Source organism: Microbacterium sp. bgisy189, from assembly GCF_057707225.1.
This window is the reverse complement of record NZ_JBYIPT010000002.1, coordinates 458685-477426: the sequence shown is the minus strand read 5'-3', so window position 1 is coordinate 477426 and position 18742 is coordinate 458685. Positions and strand designations below refer to the sequence as shown.

16 protein-coding genes and 3 tRNA genes are annotated in these 18742 nt (G+C 69.0%); 13 read left to right on the top strand and 6 right to left on the bottom strand.

The window, feature by feature from the left end:
• Position 1: 1 nt before the first annotated feature.
• From lnt to AC3ENX_RS05235, 4 genes are all read left to right on the top strand, one after another.
• Complete coding sequence (gene lnt, locus AC3ENX_RS05250) at positions 2-1621, top strand: apolipoprotein N-acyltransferase (protein ID WP_434810796.1); 1620 nt, start codon at positions 2-4, stop codon at positions 1619-1621.
• Between the two features lie 313 nt (positions 1622-1934).
• Entirely contained in the window at positions 1935-2951 is a 1017-nt protein-coding gene (gene ccsB, locus AC3ENX_RS05245; RefSeq protein WP_434810795.1) for a c-type cytochrome biogenesis protein CcsB, read from the top strand.
• A gap of 129 nt (positions 2952-3080) precedes the next feature.
• Positions 3081-5060 (top strand): bifunctional copper resistance protein CopD/cytochrome c oxidase assembly protein, encoded by a 1980-nt coding sequence (locus AC3ENX_RS05240; RefSeq protein ID WP_434810794.1) that lies wholly within the window; start codon positions 3081-3083, stop codon positions 5058-5060.
• 10 nt (positions 5061-5070) lie between these two features.
• Positions 5071-5466, top strand: a complete 396-nt coding sequence (locus AC3ENX_RS05235) for a DUF4307 domain-containing protein (RefSeq protein WP_045246023.1) — start codon at positions 5071-5073, stop codon at positions 5464-5466.
• A 39-nt stretch (positions 5467-5505) separates the two neighbouring features.
• On the opposite strand, the gene AC3ENX_RS05230 is transcribed toward AC3ENX_RS05235, so the two are convergent.
• Positions 5506-7542, bottom strand: a complete 2037-nt coding sequence (locus AC3ENX_RS05230; protein WP_434810793.1) for a heavy metal translocating P-type ATPase — start codon at positions 7540-7542, stop codon at positions 5506-5508.
• Positions 7543-7611: 69 nt separating this feature from the next.
• Between AC3ENX_RS05230 and AC3ENX_RS05225 the strand changes: the two genes are divergently transcribed.
• From AC3ENX_RS05225 to AC3ENX_RS05210, 4 genes are all read left to right on the top strand, one after another.
• Positions 7612-7953 (top strand): ArsR/SmtB family transcription factor, encoded by a 342-nt coding sequence (locus AC3ENX_RS05225; protein WP_048809452.1) that lies wholly within the window; start codon positions 7612-7614, stop codon positions 7951-7953.
• Positions 7954-8044: 91 nt separating this feature from the next.
• Positions 8045-8380 (top strand): Cd(II)/Pb(II)-sensing metalloregulatory transcriptional regulator CmtR, encoded by a 336-nt coding sequence (gene cmtR / locus AC3ENX_RS05220; protein WP_311290355.1) that lies wholly within the window; start codon positions 8045-8047, stop codon positions 8378-8380.
• A complete protein-coding gene (locus tag AC3ENX_RS05215) occupies positions 8377-8721 on the top strand; it encodes a hypothetical protein (RefSeq protein WP_434810792.1) in 345 nt (114 codons plus the stop codon). Before cmtR ends, AC3ENX_RS05215 begins: the two co-directional genes overlap by 4 nt.
• Complete coding sequence (locus tag AC3ENX_RS05210) at positions 8718-10823, top strand: heavy metal translocating P-type ATPase (protein WP_434810791.1); 2106 nt, start codon at positions 8718-8720, stop codon at positions 10821-10823. The genes AC3ENX_RS05215 and AC3ENX_RS05210 overlap by 4 nt, the downstream gene beginning before the upstream one ends.
• A 266-nt stretch (positions 10824-11089) precedes the next feature.
• On the opposite strand, the gene AC3ENX_RS05205 is transcribed toward AC3ENX_RS05210, so the two are convergent.
• From AC3ENX_RS05205 to AC3ENX_RS05195, 3 genes are all read right to left on the bottom strand, one after another.
• Positions 11090-11162: transfer RNA gene (locus tag AC3ENX_RS05205), tRNA-Phe, on the bottom strand.
• A 68-nt stretch (positions 11163-11230) separates the two neighbouring features.
• A tRNA-Asp gene (locus tag AC3ENX_RS05200) sits at positions 11231-11304 on the bottom strand.
• Positions 11305-11335: 31 nt separating this feature from the next.
• Positions 11336-11408: transfer RNA gene (locus AC3ENX_RS05195), tRNA-Glu, on the bottom strand.
• Between the two features lie 226 nt (positions 11409-11634).
• On the opposite strand from AC3ENX_RS05195, the gene AC3ENX_RS05190 reads away from it, so the two are divergent.
• Entirely contained in the window at positions 11635-13053 is a 1419-nt protein-coding gene (locus tag AC3ENX_RS05190) for a peptidoglycan DD-metalloendopeptidase family protein (RefSeq protein ID WP_434810790.1), read from the top strand.
• A 60-nt stretch (positions 13054-13113) separates the two neighbouring features.
• Here AC3ENX_RS05190 and ppa read toward each other — a convergent pair whose 3' ends face one another.
• Positions 13114-13647, bottom strand: a complete 534-nt coding sequence (gene ppa / locus AC3ENX_RS05185; protein ID WP_434810789.1) for an inorganic diphosphatase — start codon at positions 13645-13647, stop codon at positions 13114-13116.
• Positions 13648-13829: 182 nt separating this feature from the next.
• On the opposite strand from ppa, the gene tilS reads away from it, so the two are divergent.
• Positions 13830-14819 (top strand): tRNA lysidine(34) synthetase TilS, encoded by a 990-nt coding sequence (gene tilS / locus AC3ENX_RS05180; RefSeq protein WP_434810788.1) that lies wholly within the window; start codon positions 13830-13832, stop codon positions 14817-14819.
• Positions 14820-14843: 24 nt separating this feature from the next.
• On the opposite strand, the gene AC3ENX_RS05175 is transcribed toward tilS, so the two are convergent.
• A complete protein-coding gene (locus AC3ENX_RS05175; RefSeq protein WP_434810787.1) occupies positions 14844-15380 on the bottom strand; it encodes a DUF937 domain-containing protein in 537 nt (178 codons plus the stop codon).
• Positions 15381-15506: 126 nt separating this feature from the next.
• On the opposite strand from AC3ENX_RS05175, the gene hpt reads away from it, so the two are divergent.
• The 3 genes from hpt (at position 15507) to folE (ending at position 18739) form a co-directional block, all read left to right on the top strand.
• Entirely contained in the window at positions 15507-16058 is a 552-nt protein-coding gene (gene hpt / locus AC3ENX_RS05170) for a hypoxanthine phosphoribosyltransferase (protein ID WP_434810786.1), read from the top strand.
• Between the two features lie 65 nt (positions 16059-16123).
• Positions 16124-18142 carry an ATP-dependent zinc metalloprotease FtsH gene (ftsH, locus tag AC3ENX_RS05165; RefSeq protein ID WP_434810785.1) on the top strand — a complete coding sequence of 673 codons (2019 nt, stop codon included), beginning with the start codon at positions 16124-16126 and terminating at the stop codon, positions 18140-18142.
• 9 nt (positions 18143-18151) lie between these two features.
• Positions 18152-18739: a GTP cyclohydrolase I gene (folE, locus tag AC3ENX_RS05160; protein WP_434810784.1), complete on the top strand. Its 588-nt coding sequence runs from the start codon at positions 18152-18154 to the stop codon at positions 18737-18739.
• The last annotated feature ends 3 nt before the right edge of the window (positions 18740-18742 follow it).

Genomic DNA, 18742 nt, shown 5'->3' with positions numbered 1-18742 from the left:
GATGCGCACGACCCTGCCGACACCCGCCCCGGCCGCCGCGCCGGAGCAGGAGACGCCGCGCCGCACCGTGGCGGCATGGTCGCTGCCGGTGTGGGCGGCGGTGCTGGCATCCGCTGCCGCCGGCATTCTGCTGGATCTCGCCTCCGCACCGGTGGGGTGGTGGCCGTTGACGTTCGTGAGTGTCACGGTCGCCCTGGTGGCCCTGATCGGCCGCAGCATCGGTGGGGCGCTGCTGGTCGGCACTGTGTTCGGCGCCGTGTTCTACACGACCCATCTGGTGTGGGTGGGGGAGTTCCTCGGCCCGGTGCCGTGGCTTGCCCTCGCCGGGCTGGAAGCGGTCCTGTTCGGCGCGGGCGCGGTGCCGATCGCGCTCGCCTACCGGTGGACCGCCCGCTATCCGGCCCGCGGCCTCGTGCAGCTGCTCGCGGTGCCTCCGTTGATCGGGGTTCTGTGGACGGCCCGTGAGGTGGTGATGGGTGCGTGGCCGTACTCCGGGTTCCCGTGGGCGCGCCTCGGGATGACCCAGGTGGGCGGCCCGCTCGCGGAGGCCGTGTCGTGGACGAGCGTGACCGGCCTGTCCCTGCTGATCGTCATTCTGTGCGCCTCGGTGGTGCAGTGGATCCGCGCCGGCGGCATCCGCTTCATGCTCGGGTTGCACCCTGCTGTGAGCGTCGCCGCTCTCCTGGTGATAGCGCCGCAGTTCCCCACCGCGCCGGCCGGGGAGTTCCGCGTGGGATGGGTGCAGGGCAACGGCCCCACCGGGTACTTCGACGACAAGGCGCCCGGCGACGTCCTGGCCGCACAGACCGCCGCCACGGTGCCGCTGTACGGGCAGCCGATGGATCTGCTGGCCTGGCCGGAGGGCGGCGTCGACGCCGACCCGCTCAGTGATCCCGCCGCCGCCGAGGCGTTGGACCGGGTCGTGCGCTCGGCCGGGGCGCCGTTGCTGATGAACGCCGCCACCACCCGCGGCGACGATGTCTTCAACACGTCCCTGCTGTGGACCGCGGATCCCACGGGCCGGCAGTGGCACGACAAGGTCAACCCGGTCCCGTTCGGGGAGTACGTGCCGGACCGGTGGTTCTACGAGCTGATCGTCCCCGACCTGGTGGGCTTGATCCAACGCGAATACACCCCCGGCAGCAACCCGCCGCTCGTGCAGGTCGGCGACGTCGGGGTGGGGTTGGCGATCTGCTTCGACGTGATCTACGACGCCGTGATCTGGGACGGCGCCCGCGCCGGCGCAGAGGTGTTCGTGTTCCAGACCAACAACGCCGACTTCCGCGGCACCGACGAGAACCTGCAGCAGCTCGCGTTCGCCCGGATGCGCGCCATCGAAACCGGCCGCGCGGTCGTCAACGTCTCCACGGTGGGCACCAGCCAGGTCATCGCCCCGGACGGCACCACCGTCGACAGCATCGGCGTCGACACCGTTGACGCGTCGATCACCACCGTCCCGCTGCGCACCGGACTCACCCCGGCGGTGATCCTCGGTCCCTGGCTCACCGCTCTCATCGTCCTCGCTGCCGCCGGCGCTCTCACCGCGGCGGGGTTCTCCCACCGTGCCCGCACGCGTGCGGCCGCCGCAGATCGTTCGACTGATCCGGGGAGGCACCCATGAACACGCCACGGATGAGGCCTGCCGGAGGTCGACTGGCCTGGTCGCTGCGAACGCTGGCGACGGGCAGCGATCTCACCCTTCCTGGTGACCTGACGGCGGAGGAGTGTGGGTGCGCGCCCACGCCCGCGGAGAGCCGCGCATTCCGGGCCGGGGTGAGCCGGCGCACTCTGCTGACGGCGGGAACATTGAGCGCGGCCGTGGACTCGCTGGCCTGGCTGGAAGCGAACGCGGGCTGACCGATGTGCACGGATCTACCGCGCCACCCCGCTCGCGGGCACCCCCTGACCGCAACGACGAAGAGGACGACCCTGCCATGACCGGAACCGACGCGCTCTCCCTCGACGGCATCTCACTGCTGCTGGTGTGGACGGCGATCGCCACCTACCTGCTCGCGTTCATCGCGTACACCATCGACCTGGCCGGGCGCTCCGTCCCCGCCAGTGTCCCGCAGCGGGAGCCGGTCCTGGCCGGCGCTACCGCACGGGCGGGCCAGCAGACGGACAACGCCCAGAGTGGGTCGGTGGACAGTGTTCGCACGCCGCCCGCGCAGCGTCAACGGCTGCTGTGGGCGCGGATCGGGACGTCGCTGACGGTCCTCGCGTTCCTGTTCCACCTGGCCGGCACCATCCTGCGCGGGATCGCCGCGGAGCGGGTGCCGTGGGCGAACATGTACGAGTTCGCGTTGACCGGCACGGTCTTGATCGTCGCCGTCTACCTGCTGGTGCTGCGCCGCTACGACCTCCGCTTCCTCGGTGCGTTCCTGATCGGCATGGTGGTGCTGCTGCTGGGTGGCGCGACGGTCTCGTTCTACGTCGAGGTCGTTCCGCTGATGGATCCGCTCAAGAGCGTGTGGCTGGTCATCCACGTCTTCGTCGCCTCCCTGGCCACCGCGCTGTTCGCGATCGCCTGCGGCATCTCCATCACCCAGCTCCTGCAGGCCCGCCGGGAGCGCCGCGCCCGAGCATCCTCGGACACTGCCCGGGCCGCCGGTCTTGGGTTTCTGCGCACTCTGCCCACCGCCGACGTGCTCGAGTCCCTCGCGTACCGGTTCGCGATCGTGGGGTTCGTGTTCTGGACGTTCACCCTGATCGCCGGCGCGATCTGGGCCAACGACTCCTGGGGTCGCTACTGGGGCTTCGATGTCAAGGAGGTGTGGACGTTCGTGATCTGGGTGCTCTACGCCGGCTACATCCACGCCCGCGCGACCCGCGGCTGGCGCGGTACCCGCTCCGCCTGGCTGTCCATCATCGGGTTCGTCGCGGTGCTGTTCAACTTCACGATCGTGAACATGTTCTTCCAGGGCCTCCACTCCTACTCCGGGCTCACCTGACCCCGCACCCCTGCCCCGCCCTCTTGCCCGAGCCGAAAGCACGCACATGACCCCGATACTCTCGATTCCCGCCACCACGGGTGCGGATGCCACTGAACGCGGACAGCGGTCACTCCGACCGCGACAGGAATGACTCCTCGCGTCTTGCGGGTCGCAGGGCCTGCGATCCTCGGCGGGGTCGCACTCATCGCCTTGGTCGGGGCGTTGTGGTTCGGTGGGGGTGCTGCGCAAATCCCGCTCGGCGACGCCGGCGCTGTTGTGCGCTGGGGGCTTCCGGTCGCGAAACTGGTCGTGAATCTCGCCGCCGCGGGCATGGTCGGTGTGCTCGTGACCGCCTTGTTCACGCTGCGGGCCGGTGAGCGCGAGTTCGACGTCGCCCTCGATACCGCGTCGATCTCTGCAGCCCTGTTCACCGTGGCCGCGGGCGCGACCGGGTTCCTCACGTTTCTCAGCGTGTTCAACCCGGCCATCGACGCAGGCCCCCAGTTCGGTGCCCAGCTCGGCCGGTTCCTCGTCGAGCTCGAGGTCGGCAGGACATGGCTGATCACGACGGTCGCCGGCGCCGCCCTCACCGTCCTGACATTCGCCGTGCGGTCCTGGGTCGGGACGCTTCTGGTCACCTTGGTGGCGGTGGCATCGCTCGTGCCGATGGGCACGCAGGGGCACTCCGGCGATGACGCTTTCCACCACGAGGCGATGATGGCGCTCATCCTGCACATCATCGGCGCTGCGGTGTGGCTCGGCGGGCTCCTGCTGCTCATCGCCGTCCGTCCAGTCCTCGACCGTCGCCGCATCCCCGATCTCGTCGCCCGCTACTCGAGCATCGCTCTGGCCGCGTTCGTGCTCGTCGCCGTGTCCGGCACGGTGCGCGCGGCGATCGGCCTGCAGGAGTGGTCCGATCTGCTCTCGCCCTACGGCGCGATTCTGGGCGTCAAGGTCGTCGCGCTCGTCGGTCTCGGCCTCTTCGGGGCGTGGTACCGCACCCGCCTGATCGGCAGGATGCGCAGCTCCGACGCGGCATCCCGGCCTTTCTGGATGCTCATCGCGTTCGAGCTGGCACTGATGGGTGTGGCCAGCGGCGCCGCCGCAGCGCTGGCCCGCACCCCGCCACCGAACCCGGCCCCGCTTCCCGAGATCCCCTCGCCGGCAGAACGCCTCACCGGTGCCCCGCTGCCCCCGGAGCTCACGATCGAACGGTGGGTCACCGCGTGGAACGTGGACATGTTGTGGGCGGTGCTCGCCGGGTTCGCGATCTTCTTCTACCTCGCCGGGGTGTGGCGGCTGCGTCGCCGCGGCGACGCGTGGCCGGTGTATCGCACGATCATGTGGCTCGCCGGCATGGTGCTGCTGGTCTGGGTCACCGGCGGCGTCGTCAACGTCTACCAGGACTACCTGTTCAGCATGCACATGGTGGGCCACATGCTGCTCACGATGGCGATTCCGGTGCTGCTGGTCGCCGGCGCCCCGGTGACGCTCGCCGCCCGGGCGATCCGCAAACGCGACGACGGCACCCGCGGCGGGCGCGAGTGGATCCTGTGGGCGGTGCACTCGCCCGTCGCCCGCATCCTGACGAACCCGTTCGTCGCGGCCGCCCTGTTCATCGGCTCACTGTGGGTGTTCTACTACACCGACCTGTTCCGCTGGTCGCTATACGACCACCTCGGCCATCAGTGGATGATCGCGCATTTCCTCATCACCGGCTACCTGTTCGCGCTCTCCCTGATCGGCATCGACCCGGTGCCGTGGCGGCTTCCCTACGCGGGCAGGCTGCTGCTGCTCATCGGTGTGATGGCGATGCACGCGTTCTTCGGCATCGCCATCATGATGCAGTCGGGGCTGATGGTCGCCGACTGGTTCGGGTCGATGGGCCGCACCTGGGGTGCCACCCCGCTTGAGGATCAGTACACCGGCGGCGGTATCGCGTGGTCGATCGGTGAGATCCCCACCCTGATCCTCGCGATCACGGTCGCGATCCAGTGGAGCCGCAGCGACGCCCGCGAGACCAAGCGGCGAGACCGGCACGCCGACCGCACCGGCGAAGCCGAACTTGAGGCCTACAACGCACGCCTCACCGAGCTCGCCGACCGCGATGCTCGCAGCCGCAGATAGGGCGCACTACGTGACGACGAAAGAGGAGCTCGCCGACCGCTACGGTCGGGGACCGCGGCCCATCCGCCGCCGCGTGTTCTGGGTCACCGTCGCGACGGCGGCAATCCTGTCTGTCGCCGGGCTTTCGTGGCTGACTGTCTCGAACTCGCTCGACGACGTCGGATTCGACGAGACCGGATACGAGCTGGTCGATGCGCGCACCGTGACCGTATCCTTCCAAGCCACGCCACCCGCTGGGACGTCGTTCGCATGCGCGGTGCAGGCATTGGATGAGGACTTCGGCATCGTCGGTTGGCGGGTCATCGAGTACCCCGCGTCCGAGGAGATCACACGAGCACTCGTGGAGACCATCCCGACCGTCGCGCAGGCAACGACCGGCACCGTGCAATCCTGCTGGGCCACATAGCCGCGCAAGGGAGGCCGTCGCCTGCGCCGGCTGAGTCTCTCAAGCGGTGGGCCTGTCTTCGTGGTCGATGCCGTGGTGCTCTTTGCCGCGCTCGAAGTTGAGTAGGCGGAGTGCGTTGCCGACGACGATCAGGGTGGAGCCTTCGTGGATGAGTACGACCGCGCCGATGTTCAGGCCGAGGAAGGTGGCGAGGATGAGGAACGCGACGATCGCGAGGCTGGCGATGAGGTTCTGCCGGATGATGCGGCTGGTGGCGCGGCTGAGCCGCACGGCGAACGGGACGCGGCCGAGGTCGTCGCTCATCAGCGCGATGTCGCAGGTTTCCAACGCGACGGTGGAGCCGGCGGCGCCCATCGCGATGCCGACGTCGGCGCGGGCCATCGCGGGGGCGTCGTTGACGCCGTCGCCGACCATCGCGATCGGTCGGTGGGTTTGGGCGAGGCGGGTGATCTGAGCGACTTTGTCCTCGGGGAGCAGTTCGCCGATCGCGGTGTCGACGCCGACTTCCCGGCCGACCGCGTCGGCGACGCGCTGGTTGTCGCCGGAGATCATCACGAGCTGCCCCACGTTCGCGCCCCGGAGCGCGCTGAGCACCTGGGCGGACTCCGCGCGGGACGCATCCATCACGCCGACGATGCCGAGGAACCGGTCGCCACGGCGGACGATCATCAGCGTCTGCCCGGAGTCCCGCGCCTGCGTGTACGCGTCGGCGAGCGTGCCGGTCAGCGCGAGTTGCTGCTCGTCGAACATGCGCAGGTTGCCGACGTCGACCCGCTCGCCGTCGATCGTCGCCGTGACGCCACGCCCGACGACCGCGTTCAGGTCTGTCGCGGTGAGGCGCTCGGCCTGGGGGACGCGGGGCTCGAGGTCGCGGACGATCGCCTCGGCCAGCGGGTGATCGCTGAGCGCTTCGACAGCGACCAGAGTGCGGATCAGCTCGGACTCGGGCACGTCGGCGGCGGGGGTGACGGACGTCACCCGGGGGGCACCCCAGGTCAGGGTGCCGGTCTTGTCGAACGCCATCGCCTTGACCCGCCCGAGCGTCTCGAGCGGGGCGCCGCCCTTGACGAGCACGCCGGCACGCGCAGCACGGGCGACCCCTGCCAGCACCGCGGCCGGGGTTGCGATCGCGAGCGCGCAGGGGCTGGCGGCGACGAGCACGGTCATGGCGAGGTAGAACGCGTCGGGGAACGGTTGCGCGAACGCGAGCCAGGAGATCAGGAGGGTGACGGCGACCCCGAGGATCACGGCGGGCACGTACCAACGCTGGAACCGGTCGATGAACTGCTGTGTGGGGGAGGCGGCCTGGTCGGCGGAGCGGACGAGCTCGACGACCTTGCTGAGCGTCGAGTCCGCGGAGGTCGCGGTGACCTCGACCTCGAGCACGCCGGACCCGTTCACGGTGCCGGCGAACACACGGTTGGCGGCGGGCAGGGTGTCGACGGTGCGCATCGCCCGCTCCGGGTCGGCCACCGGCTCCTTCTCCACCGGAATCGACTCCCCGGTGACCGCGGACTGATCCACCGCGGACACCCCGGAGATCACGAACCCGTCTGAGGGAATGCGGGAGTTCGGGCGGATGACGACGATGTCCCCGACGACGATCTCCTCCACCGGCACCTCCACCGGCTCGTCCCCGCCGCGGCGCACCAGGGCGCTGCGGGGAGCGAGCTCGGCCAGGGACTCGATGGACTTGCTGGCACGGCTGAGGGCGTATTCCTCGAGCGCGTGGCCGAGGCTGAACAGGAACAGCAGCACCGCCCCTTCCGCCCACCGGCCGATGAGGGCGGCGCCGATCGCGGCCACCAGCATGAGGAAGTCGACCTCGAACTTCCCTCGCATCGTCGAGGCGATCGCGGTGCGGAACGTGAAGAACCCACCGAAGAAGTAGGTGGCGAGGAAGAACACCAACGGCCACCCGACCATCGGCAGCCCCAACGCGAACTCGGCGATCATCCCGCCGGCGTAGGTCACGCCCGCGGCGATCGCGAACCACAGCTCCCACCGGGCCGAACCGTGGGAATGGTCGTGCGTCTCCGCAGCGGGCGCGGTAGTCGTCGGGGAAGAAGCAGTCATGCGACCAGGATACATTACAAGATCATGATATATTGTAGTTGTGAATGATTATCGTGGTCGGAGGGCACAATGGTGAGCATGGCCGGTACTGAGACGCGTCGGGAAGCAGGCACCCTGTCCGTAGCGGATGCTGAGCGTCTCGCCGAGATCATGCAGGCACTGGCGTCACCTGTGCGGCTGCGCATTCTGAGCGCGCTGAGTGTTCAGCCGAGCACCGTGACCGACCTCAGCGAACAGCTGCACATCGGACAGACGACCACATCGAACCATTTGCGGCTGCTGCGGCATCTGAGCCTGGTCCTTGGCACGCGCGACGGCCGGCACATCCACTACTCGCTCTTCGACGACCACGTCTCCGAACTGCTCGAGGAGGCCATCGGGCACCTCGAGCATCTGCCCGGCGGAGGATGACGCGCGCTGTGCGCGATGCACCCGTCGATCGCGATCCTCTGCTACGCATCCCGCTCTCGCATTGATACAGCGGAGAATGTATAGTCAGCGTGTGCTGACTCTTACTTCTCGCCTCGATGTGATGAACCGACTGGGTCGGGCGATGGCCGACCCGACCCGTTCCCGAATCCTCCTCACCCTGCTGGATGCTCCGGGTTACCCGGCCGAGCTCGCACGAGATCTCGAGCTGACGCGGACGAACGTCTCGAACCATCTGACGTGCCTACGTGGCTGCGGGCTGATCGTCGCGACTCCGGAGGGGCGGCGCACTCGATATGAGATCGCCGACCCGCATCTAACCCAGGGGATGCGACAGCTGCTCGAGGCTGTTGTCGCCGTCGACGAGGGCGCCCCGTGCATGGATGATCAGTGCGAGTGCTGCGCATGAGCCTCGTCGACCGTGACCTGTTGCCGGTGGCCTGCACGCTGACGCCCGGCGCTGGCGCTGCACAGCTGGCCGCGTGGCAGGAGTTCAATGACGACTACCTCCTGGACCTCGATAAGACGGCTGGCCAGATCACCGTCCACTACCCGAAGATCGACGACGCGACCGCCCGGCTGACGGAGCTGGTCCGTACCGAGCAGACCTGCTGCACGTTCGTGACCTGGTCGATCGACACGACCCACCCCGACCTGCGCCTGACCGTGACCGGCACCGAAGACGCACTGGCCGCGCTCACGTTCCTCGAGCAGACGCCCACCCCCGCAACGAAGGAGAGCGAGCAGTGAGTGAAGAGTGCTGCGGCCCCGACGAGCCGCGCAAGCCCGGCACGGTCCGGCGCATCGAACTGTCCCGGCCTCTCGCGACCGGTGACGCCTGCTGCGCCCCAGAACCCTCCTCCAAGACCACGACGCGAAGCGCGGCACACGAGGCGGGCGATGCCTGCTGCGGACCCGACCTCGCCACTACCGACGCCGAGGCAGCCGAGGAGCCGGAGGTCCGCCCGCCCTGGTGGCGCGACTTCGCCCTGCTCCCCTCCGCACTGTCAGGGCTGTTCCTCCTCGCCGGATACACGTTCGAGTGGACTGGTCTGCACATCCCGGCGCTGGTGCTGCAGTGGGCGGCGCTGCTCGCCGGCGCCTACACATTCGTCCCCGGCGCGATCCGCCGCCTGATCCGGGGCAGGCTCGGCGTCGGGCTGCTGATGACAATCGCCGCCATCGGCGCCGTGCTCCTCGGACACGTCGGGGAGGCCGCGACGCTGGCATTCCTGTTCTCCCTCGCCGAAGCGCTCGAGGACCGGGCGATGGACCGCGCCAAGGAAGGCTTGCGCGCCCTGCTGTCCCTCATCCCCGACACCGTCCGCGTCTCCCGCCTCACCGGCGACATCACGATCCCTGCCGCGGACGTGCGGGAGCTGGACATCCTCGTCGTCGGCGCCGGCGACCGCATCGCGACAGACGGCGTGGTCGTCGAAGGACGGTCCAGCCTGGACACGTCGGCGATCACCGGAGAATCCATCCCCGTCGAGGTCGGCCCCGGCGATGCGGTCGCCGCCGGCTCGGTGAACGGCTCCGCGACCCTGCGGATCGAGGCGACCGCGGACGGCCGCGACAACTCCCTCACACAGATCGTCGCCCTGGTGGAGCAGGCCCACGCCCGTAAGGGCGAGAGAGCACGCCTGGCCGACCGGATCGCTCGCCCCCTCGTCCCTGCTGTCCTGATTGCCGCGGCCCTTGTCGCGCTGTTCGGGCTGCTGGTCGGCGACCCGTGGACCTGGATCGAACGTGCCCTCGTCGTGCTCGTCGCGGCGTCCCCGTGCGCGCTGGCGATCGCTGTCCCGGTGACGGTGATCAGCGCGATCGGCGCGGCGTCGAAGTTCGGCGTCGTGATCAAGTCGGGTGAGGCGTTCGAGCAGCTCGGCACGATCCGCGCCGTCGCCCTCGACAAGACCGGCACCCTCACCCGCAACGAGCCCACCGTCGTTGATGTGCAACCCGCATCGGGCGTCACCCGCGACGACCTGCTCGCGTGGGCTGCGGCGGTGGAAGCGACCAGCACACACCCTCTTGCCGCCGCGATCACCAAGGCGGCGTCCGGCGTGCGTCCCGCCAGCGATGTGGTCGAGGACGCCGGGCACGGCATCACCGGAACCATCGACGGACGGTCGATCCGGGTCGGAAACGTCCGCTGGCTCGATCCCGGTGCCCAGCGGACTACCGCGGAGTCGATGGCCGAGCAGGGGATGACGGTCGTCGTGGTCGAGGCGGACCGGAAGATCGCCGGGCTGATCGGGGTGCGCGACGAGCTGCGCCCGGAATCGGCTGAGACCGTGCGGATGCTGCAAGCGCAGGGCATCGAGACGATCATGCTCACAGGCGACAACACCCGCACCGCCCACGCCATCGCCCAAGAGGCCGGCATCACCGATGTCCGTGCCGAACAACTCCCCGCCGACAAGGCCGCTGCGATCGAGGCGCTCGTTACGCAGCGGCCGACCGCGATGGTGGGCGATGGGATTAACGACGCCCCCGCTCTGGCGACCGCGACGGTCGGGATCGCGATGGGCGTGAAGGGATCCGCGGCGGCGATCGAGTCCGCCGACGTCGCCTTCACCGGCCACGACCTCCGCCTCATCCCCGGCGCCCTCGCCCACGCCCGCCGCGGCCGGCGGATCATGACCGCCAACATCGGTCTGGCGCTGGCGATCATCGTCGTGCTGTTCCCGCTCGCGCTGTTCGGCGTGCTCGGGCTCGCCGGCGTGGTCCTGGTGCACGAGATCGCCGAGGTTGTCGTCATCCTCAACGGCGTCCGCGCCGCCCGTCGCCCCGCTGCACTCCGGCAATTGGCCGCGATACCCGCTCGCGAGCCCGAACACGCCCATGCGTGACTGCGATGCGCGTGTGCCACGCGAGCGAATGGAGCCGATGATGAGACGCCCGAACTCCTGATCCTCGGTCGGAGCCTGACCCATTGCGCGGACGATATTCCGGGTGAACCGGCCCAAGACCGGCCCAACCTGGCGAACGTGTGGTCTTCGACTGGGTATGTCGTGGTAGCGATTCGGGTTCGCAAACAGATTGAGGCCGCTCGAAACGCGCCCTGACCGGGGGATACAAGAAACCCCCGTGCGTAGAAGCCACACGAGGGTCCCAGTGGCTCCGACGGGCGTCGATCCCGTGACCTCACGATTTTCAGTCGTGCGCTCTACCAACTGAGCTACAGAGCCGCATGGCTACCGAAGTCGCCATGTCCGAGACGAAAGGCCCTCTGGATCAAAGGGCCTGTCGCTTGGAGCGACCCTGACGGGACTTGAACCCGCGACCTCCGCCGTGACAGGGCGGCACGCTAACCAACTGCGCTACAGGGCCATGATGTGTTCAATTGTGTGGTGCGGAAGTGTGACCCCAACGGGATTCGAACCCGTGCTGCCGCCGTGAAAGGGCGGTGTCCTAGGCCGCTAAACGATGGGGCCGAGCGAGCCTGGAGGCTCACGCTTACCGACGACCAAGCATACGCATGATCCTGCGAAATCGGAAATCGAGGGCGCGTCCTTCGATGGGCATCCCGATGGCGGATGCAGGATGGCCGATGCGGACTGCGCCGCTTCGGAGGATGATGGATGGCATCACCCGATGACGAATGTGACACATGTTGCTAATGTGAACAGAGTTGTTCGCCCGAAGGACAAGGAGACCCACGTGCACGTGCAGGGAGCCGAAGCGGCAGACGAGTGCGGTTGCGCACCGACGCCGAGCGAGCTTCGCGCGTTCCGCAGTCCGGTCTCCCGCCGCGTCGCGCTCGGCCTCGGCATCGCTGGAGTGGTCGGCATCGGCGCCGCCGCCGCAGCCCCTGCGTTCGCCGCCACATACCCCTCATGGGAGGACGTGCAGAGCGCGAAGGCGAATGAATCCGCGAAGGCCGCGCAGATCAGCGAGATCGAAGCGCTCATCGCGGCGCTGCAGAATGACGTCGCGATCAAGCAGGCTGAAGCGCAGCGCCTCGCCGAGGAATACCTCGTCGCGCAGGAGGAGTTCGAGATCGCCGCGCAGCGCGCCGATGACCTCCAGGCGCAGGCCGATGCCGAGCAGGCGAAGGCGGATGCCGCGGCCGCCAAGCTCGGGCAGCTCGCCGCGCAGCAATACCGCGTGGGCGGAGACGCCACCTCGCTCGACCTGTTCTTCTCGGGGTCGGCGGTGGCGGCCGACGAACTGTTGTCGCGCCTCGACACGATGGACAAGCTTCAGTCGGTGAACCGCGGCGTCTACACCGATGCGATGAGCGCTCGCGACAACGCGCAGAGCCTCAGCGACCAGGCGGCGATCGCCCGAGACGAACGGGACAAGCTGCAGAAGCTCGCCGAAGAGAAGATGGTGCGCGCGCAGGAAGCCGCGAACGCCGCGCAGGCCGCGCTCGATGCGCAGTCGCAATACCTCGAGACACTGCAGGCTCAGCTCGCAGCCCTGCGTGACACGACCGCGAAGACGATCGCCGACTACCAGGCCGGTGTCGAAGCGCGCCGCAAGGCCCGGGAGGAGCGGCTTCGACGCGAACGTGAAGAGGCCGAACGGCGCGCTCGCGAGGAGCGAGAGCGGCTCGAACGCGAGCAGGCCGCCGCGAACAGCGGAGGCGGTTCAACCGGCGGTGGTTCTTCGTCCGGCGGTGGCGGCAGCGGTGTCGCCGCGGGTGGATCCGGCGGGGGATCGGGGTGGGTGCGCCCAGCCAGCGGCTACATCAGCTCTTGGTTCGGCAACCGCGGCACGATCTGCTCGAACGGCTACTGCACGTCGAGCGGACACCGTGGCATCGACTTCGCCACCGGGTGCGGTGGTGCGATCTTCGCAGCGGCATCCGGCACCGTCGTCTTCGCCGCCTACAGCGGCGCGTGGGGCAACTACATCAAGGTCGACCACGGTGGCGGCATCGTCACCGGATACGCACACATCAAGCCCGGCGGGTACAACGTGAGCTACGGCCAGCGCGTCTCGGCCGGCCAGGTCATCGCGTACGCGGGTAACACGGGAGCATCCACCGGCTGCCACGCGCATTTCGAGGTCTATTCCGGCGGCGTTCGCATCGACCCGGCGCCGTACCTTCGCAACCGCGGCATCTCGGTCTGACGCCACCGAAACACGAGGGGCGGATGCCGAAGCATCCACCCCTCGTGTGCGGTCTGTGTGTCAGAGCGTGTTGGGCGCGGTGCCCTCACCCTGCGTCTTGGTCTCGCCCTCGTGTTCTTCGAAGCGCTCGAAGGCTTCCGTCACGAGGCGCTCGGCCTCCGCGGCGTTCGCCCACTCGTCGACCTTGACCCACTTGCCGGGCTCGAGGTCCTTGTAGTGCTCGAAGAAGTGGTTGATCTCGTTCTTGGTCCACTCATCGACGTCGGTGACGTCCTGGATGTGGTTCCAACGCGGGTCCTTCGCGAGCACTGCGACGACCTTGTCATCGCCACCGGCCTCGTCGGTCATCTTCAGCACGCCGACGGGGCGGACCTTCGCCAGGATGCCGGGCGCGAGGTCGTGGTCGAGCAGCACGAGCACGTCGAGCGGGTCGCCGTCCTCGCCGAGGGTGTTCTCGAAGAACCCGTAGTTGGCGGGGTAGCCCATCGGCGTGTACAGGATGCGGTCGAGGAAGACGCGACCGGTGCCGTGGTCGACCTCGTACTTGATCTTGCTGTTGCGCGGGATCTCGATGACGGCGTCGTACGCGCCCATGCTGGTGCTCCTTCAAAAGACGGTGGGATGCCGCACCAGCCTAGTCGCGCTCCTCGGCCGTTCACTATTCAGTCTGGACGGCGATGCCGCTCGAGCCGACCTGCGGGATTCCGCGGCCCGCGGCGAGGGAGATCGCCACGGAGACTGAATAGTGAACGGCGCGGCGCCGATACCGTGGATGCATGGAGCACCGTCCGGGCCTTGATCCCGCCGTCGCCGATATCCGCCGTGCGGTGCGGGCGGCGCTCTCGGCGGGTGACGAGCCACTGATCGTCGGGCTCTCGGGCGGCGCGGACTCGCTCGCGCTGACGGCGGCCGTCGCGTTCGAGGCGCCGCGGGCGGGACGCGCCGCGACTGCGGTCGTGATCGATCACGCACTGCAGACCGGATCGGATGCCGTCGCCGCCCGGGCCGCGCAGCAGGCCGAGGCGCTCGGCCTCGACACCCGCGTCGTGCGGGTCGAAGTCGGCACGGCCGACGGACCCGAAGCGGCAGCCCGCGCGGCTCGACGGGCGGCATTGGCGGCGGCCGCCCGCGAACTCGGGGCGGCCGACGTGCTGCTGGCGCACACGCTCGACGATCAGGCCGAGACCGTACTGCTGGGGCTCGCACGGGGTGCAGGTGCCGCGAGCCTGGCGGGAATGGCGCCCGTGCGCGATGGCGATGGCATCCGCTGGGTGCGTCCGCTGCTCGCGGTGCGGCGCGAGACGACCCGCGCTGCGTGCGCAGCCGCCGGGCTCGACCCGTGGGACGACCCGCACAATGACGACGACCGCTTCACCCGCGTGCGGGTGCGCAGCGCGGTGCTGCCCGTGCTCGAGGCCGAACTCGGTCCCGGTGTCGCCGAGGCGCTCGCCCGCACCGCCGACCAGCTGCGAGAAGACGCGGCAGCCTTCGCCGAGATGATCGACGAGACGATCGAAGACATCGTGGAGCCGGCCGACGCCGGCATCGCCGTCTCGGTGCCTGCGCTCGCCGCCAACCCGGCGGCGCTGCGGCACCGCATCATCCGGCACGTCGTGGCAAGCGAGTTCCACGAGAGCCTCACGCGCGCGCAGACGCTCGAGGTGGCGCGACTGGTCACCGACTGGTCGGGTCAGGGGCCGATCGACCTGCCCGGATGCCGGGCGTCACGCGTCGGTGCGCGCATCGTGTTCGCGGCGCGCGCCTGACACCCCGAACACTGCACAGCGCTGCTACTTGCGACCGCCGAAGATGCCGCCGAGCATGCCGTCGAGGTTGAACCCGCCACCGCCTCCGCCGCCGAGCAGTGCGCCGATGAGGTCGCCGATGCCACCCGAGCCCTGCGATGCCGTACCGCTCTGCGCCGCCTCGGGCGCACCGGAGCCGCCCTTTTTCGCGAGCAGACCCATGACGATGGGCGCGAGCATCGGGAGCAGCTTGCCGAAGTCGATGCCGGCGGTCTTGGGTTCGTCGGTGAGCTTCTGGGCCACAGTGCCCTGGTTGCCGCCGAAGATGTGCCCCAGGATCTTGTCGCCGTCGGCGGTGTCGACCTGGTCGACGTCGACCGTGTCTGGCATGCCGGTGTGCTTGCCGAGCGCCTGTTCGATGGCCGAGGCGCCGTCTGCGGTGGCCGCGTTGCGCTGGAGTCCGCCGAGGATGGCGCCGCCGCCCTCTTGGATCGCCTGCGTGGCGACCGTCGGGTCGACCCCGAGCTTTGCGGCGATCTGGTCGATCGGCAGCGCCTTCAGGATGTCGTCGAGTCCGGCCATGAGTTTCCTCCCCATCAGCGGGGCCACGTCGCCCCGTCCGCCGTCATCCTATGAGGCGATCCATACCCCCGCCAGGGCCGCGGCGGGTGGGCCGACACGACGCGATGCGCCGCTTAGACTCGATCCATGCGCGCGGCCGACATCGCAGACCAGCTGACCGACGTCCTCGTCACCGAGGAGCAGATCCACGACAAGCTCGAAGAGCTCGCGGCGCAGGTCGCAGCCGACTACGACGGCAAGGACCTGCTGCTGGTGGGCGTGCTGAAGGGCGCTGTCATGGTGATGGCCGACTTCTCGCGTCGCCTCCCCGGCCACATCGCGATGGACTGGATGGCGGTGTCCTCGTACGGTGCGGGCACCAAGTCGAGCGGTGTGGTGCAGATCCGCAAAGACCTCGACACCGACCTCACGGGCAAGCACGTGCTCATCGTCGAAGACATCATCGACTCCGGCCTGACGTTGAGCTGGCTGCTCGACAACTTCGCATCCCGCGGTGCTGAGTCGATCGAGGTGCTCGCGCTGCTGCGCAAGCCCGAAGCGGCGAAGGTCGAGATCGACTGCCGGTACGTCGGGTTCGACATTCCCAACGACTTCGTCGTCGGCTACGGCCTCGACTACGCCGAGCACTACCGCAACCTGCGCGATGTCGCCGTGCTCGCGCCGCACGTCTACAACTGACCCCGGTACGCCGTGGGCGAATGCACAGACGCCCCATAGCCGGTGCGGGGTAGCCTGATCGCACCATGGATGTCAAGAAGCTCACCCGCAACCCGTTCGTCTACGTGTTGCTCATCGGCGCCCTGCTGCTGATCGGAATGACGCTGATCTCGAGCCTCACGGGGGCCAAGCAGATCACCACGCAGCAGGGGCTTGAGCTTCTCGAAGGCGACACCGTCACGGAGGTCGTCACGACCGACGGCGACCAGCGCGTCGACCTCACCCTCTCGAAGGAGTTCGAGGGCGCGACGAAGGTGCAGTTCTACTACGTCACGCCGCGCGCCGACGAGGTGGTCGCGGCGATCGAGGCCGCTGCCCCCGAAGACGGCTTCAACGACGTCGTGCCGCGGGCGACCTTCTGGGACAGCCTGCTCTCGCTCATGATCCCGCTGCTGCTGCTGGGTCTGCTGTTCTGGTTCCTGCTCTCCTCGGCGCAGGGCGGTGGCAGCAAGGTCATGCAGTTCGGCAAGTCGCGCGCGAAGCTCGTCACGAAGGAGACCCCGACGGTCACCTTCGCCGACGTCGCCGGTGCCGACGAGGCGATCGAAGAGATGCAGGAGATCAAGGACTTCCTGAAGGATTCCGCGAAGTTCGCCGCCGTCGGCGCCCGCATCCCCAAGGGGGTGCTGCTGTACGGCCCTCCCGGCACCGGAAAGACCCTGCTCGCGCGCGCCGTGGCCGGCGAGGCGGGCGTGCCGTTCTATTCGATCTCGGGTTCGGACTTCGTCGAGATGTTCGTCGGTGTCGGTGCGAGCCGCGTCCGCGACCTGTTCACGCAGGCGAAGGAGAATTCGCCGGCGATCATCTTCATCGACGAGATCGATGCCGTCGGTCGCCACCGCGGCGCCGGCATGGGCGGCGGGCACGACGAGCGCGAGCAGACGCTGAACCAGATGCTCGTCGAGATGGACGGCTTCGACCCGAAGGTCAACGTCATCGTCATCGCTGCGACCAACCGTCCCGACATCCTCGACCCGGCGCTCCTGCGCCCCGGCCGCTTCGACCGCCAGATCGGGGTGGATGCCCCTGACCTCAAGGGCCGGCAGCGCATCCTCGAGGTGCACGGCCGCGGCAAGCCGCTCTCGCCCTCGGTCGACCTGTCGGTCATCGCGCGCAAGACGCCTGGGTTCACCGGTGCCGACCTCGCCAACGTGCTGAACGAGGCAGCGCTCCTGACCGCCCGCTCCAACGCGCAGCTCATCGACATGCGCGCCCTCGACGAGGCGATCGACCGCGTCATCGCCGGTCCGCAGCGCCGCACCCGCGTGATGAAGGACAAGGAGAAGCTCATCACCGCCTACCACGAGGGCGGGCACGCCCTGGCGGCGGCGGCGATGAACCACACCGACCCGGTCACGAAGGTCACGATCCTGCCGCGCGGCAAGGCGCTCGGGTACACGATGGTGCTGCCGCTGGATGACAAGTACTCGGTCACCCGCAACGAGCTCCAGGACCAGCTCACCTACGCGATGGGCGGTCGCGTCGCCGAAGAGATCGTCTTCCACGACCCCACCACCGGCGCCAGCAACGACATCGAGAAGGCCACCGGCATCGCCCGCAAGATGGTCACCGAGTACGGCATGACGACGCAGGTCGGCCCCGTGAAGCTCGGTCAGTCCTCGGGCGAGGTGTTCATGGGCCGCGACATGGGCCACGGCCGCGACTACTCCGACACGATCGCCGAGACCGTCGACGCGCAGACCCGCGCCCTCATCGAGCAGGCGCACAACGAGGCGTACCAGGTCATCAACGACAACCGCGACGTGCTCGACCGGCTCGCCCTCGAGCTGCTCGAGAAGGAGACACTCGACCACCTCGAACTCGCCGAGATCTTCAAGGACGTCAAGAAGCTGCCGCCGCGCCCGCAGTGGCTCTCGAGCCAGGAGCGCCCCGTGTCGCAGCTGCCTCCCGTCGAGGTGCCGCGTCGCGAAGAAGCAGGCATCGCCGCATCCACGAGTGTCGAGGCCGAGCAGGCCACGGCGCCGGCTGCGCAGCGTGCGACCGGACAGGGTGTGACGGGGCAGGCGCGACCGGCGACGGCGTAGGCTCGGCACGTGGCCGTCGACCGTGAACGCGTCGCTGCCGTCGTGCGCGACTTGCTCGAGGCGATCGGGGAGGATCCCGAACGCCCCGGGTTGAAGCAGACCCCGCAGCGGGTTGCCGAGGCGTACGCCGAGTTCTTCTCGGGGGTGGGCGAGGATGCCGGTGCCCCCCTCGAACGCACCATCTCGGTCTCACGGGGGCCCGCGCCGGGCACGCTGCCTTCGGGTGCGGTGATGCTGCGCGACATCCGCTTCCGGTCCATGTGCGAGCATCACCTGTTGCCGTTCGCCGGGTACGCGCACATCGCGTACCTCCCCGGTGAGCAGGTCGTGGGCCTCGGCGCGCTGCCGCGCGTGGTCGACATCCTCGCCGCCCGCCCCCAGGTGCAGGAGCGGCTCGGTGAGCAGATCGCCGACACGATCGCCGGTTCGATCGACACCCGCGGGGTGCTTGTCGTGCTCGACGCGAGCCACCAGTGCGTCACGATGCGCGGCGGCCGCCAACCCGACGCATCCACCGTCACGATCGCGGCGCGGGGCGAACTGTCCGAACCCGCCGCTCGCGCCGAGATCGTCGCCCTGCTCACCGGGCACGCCTGATCG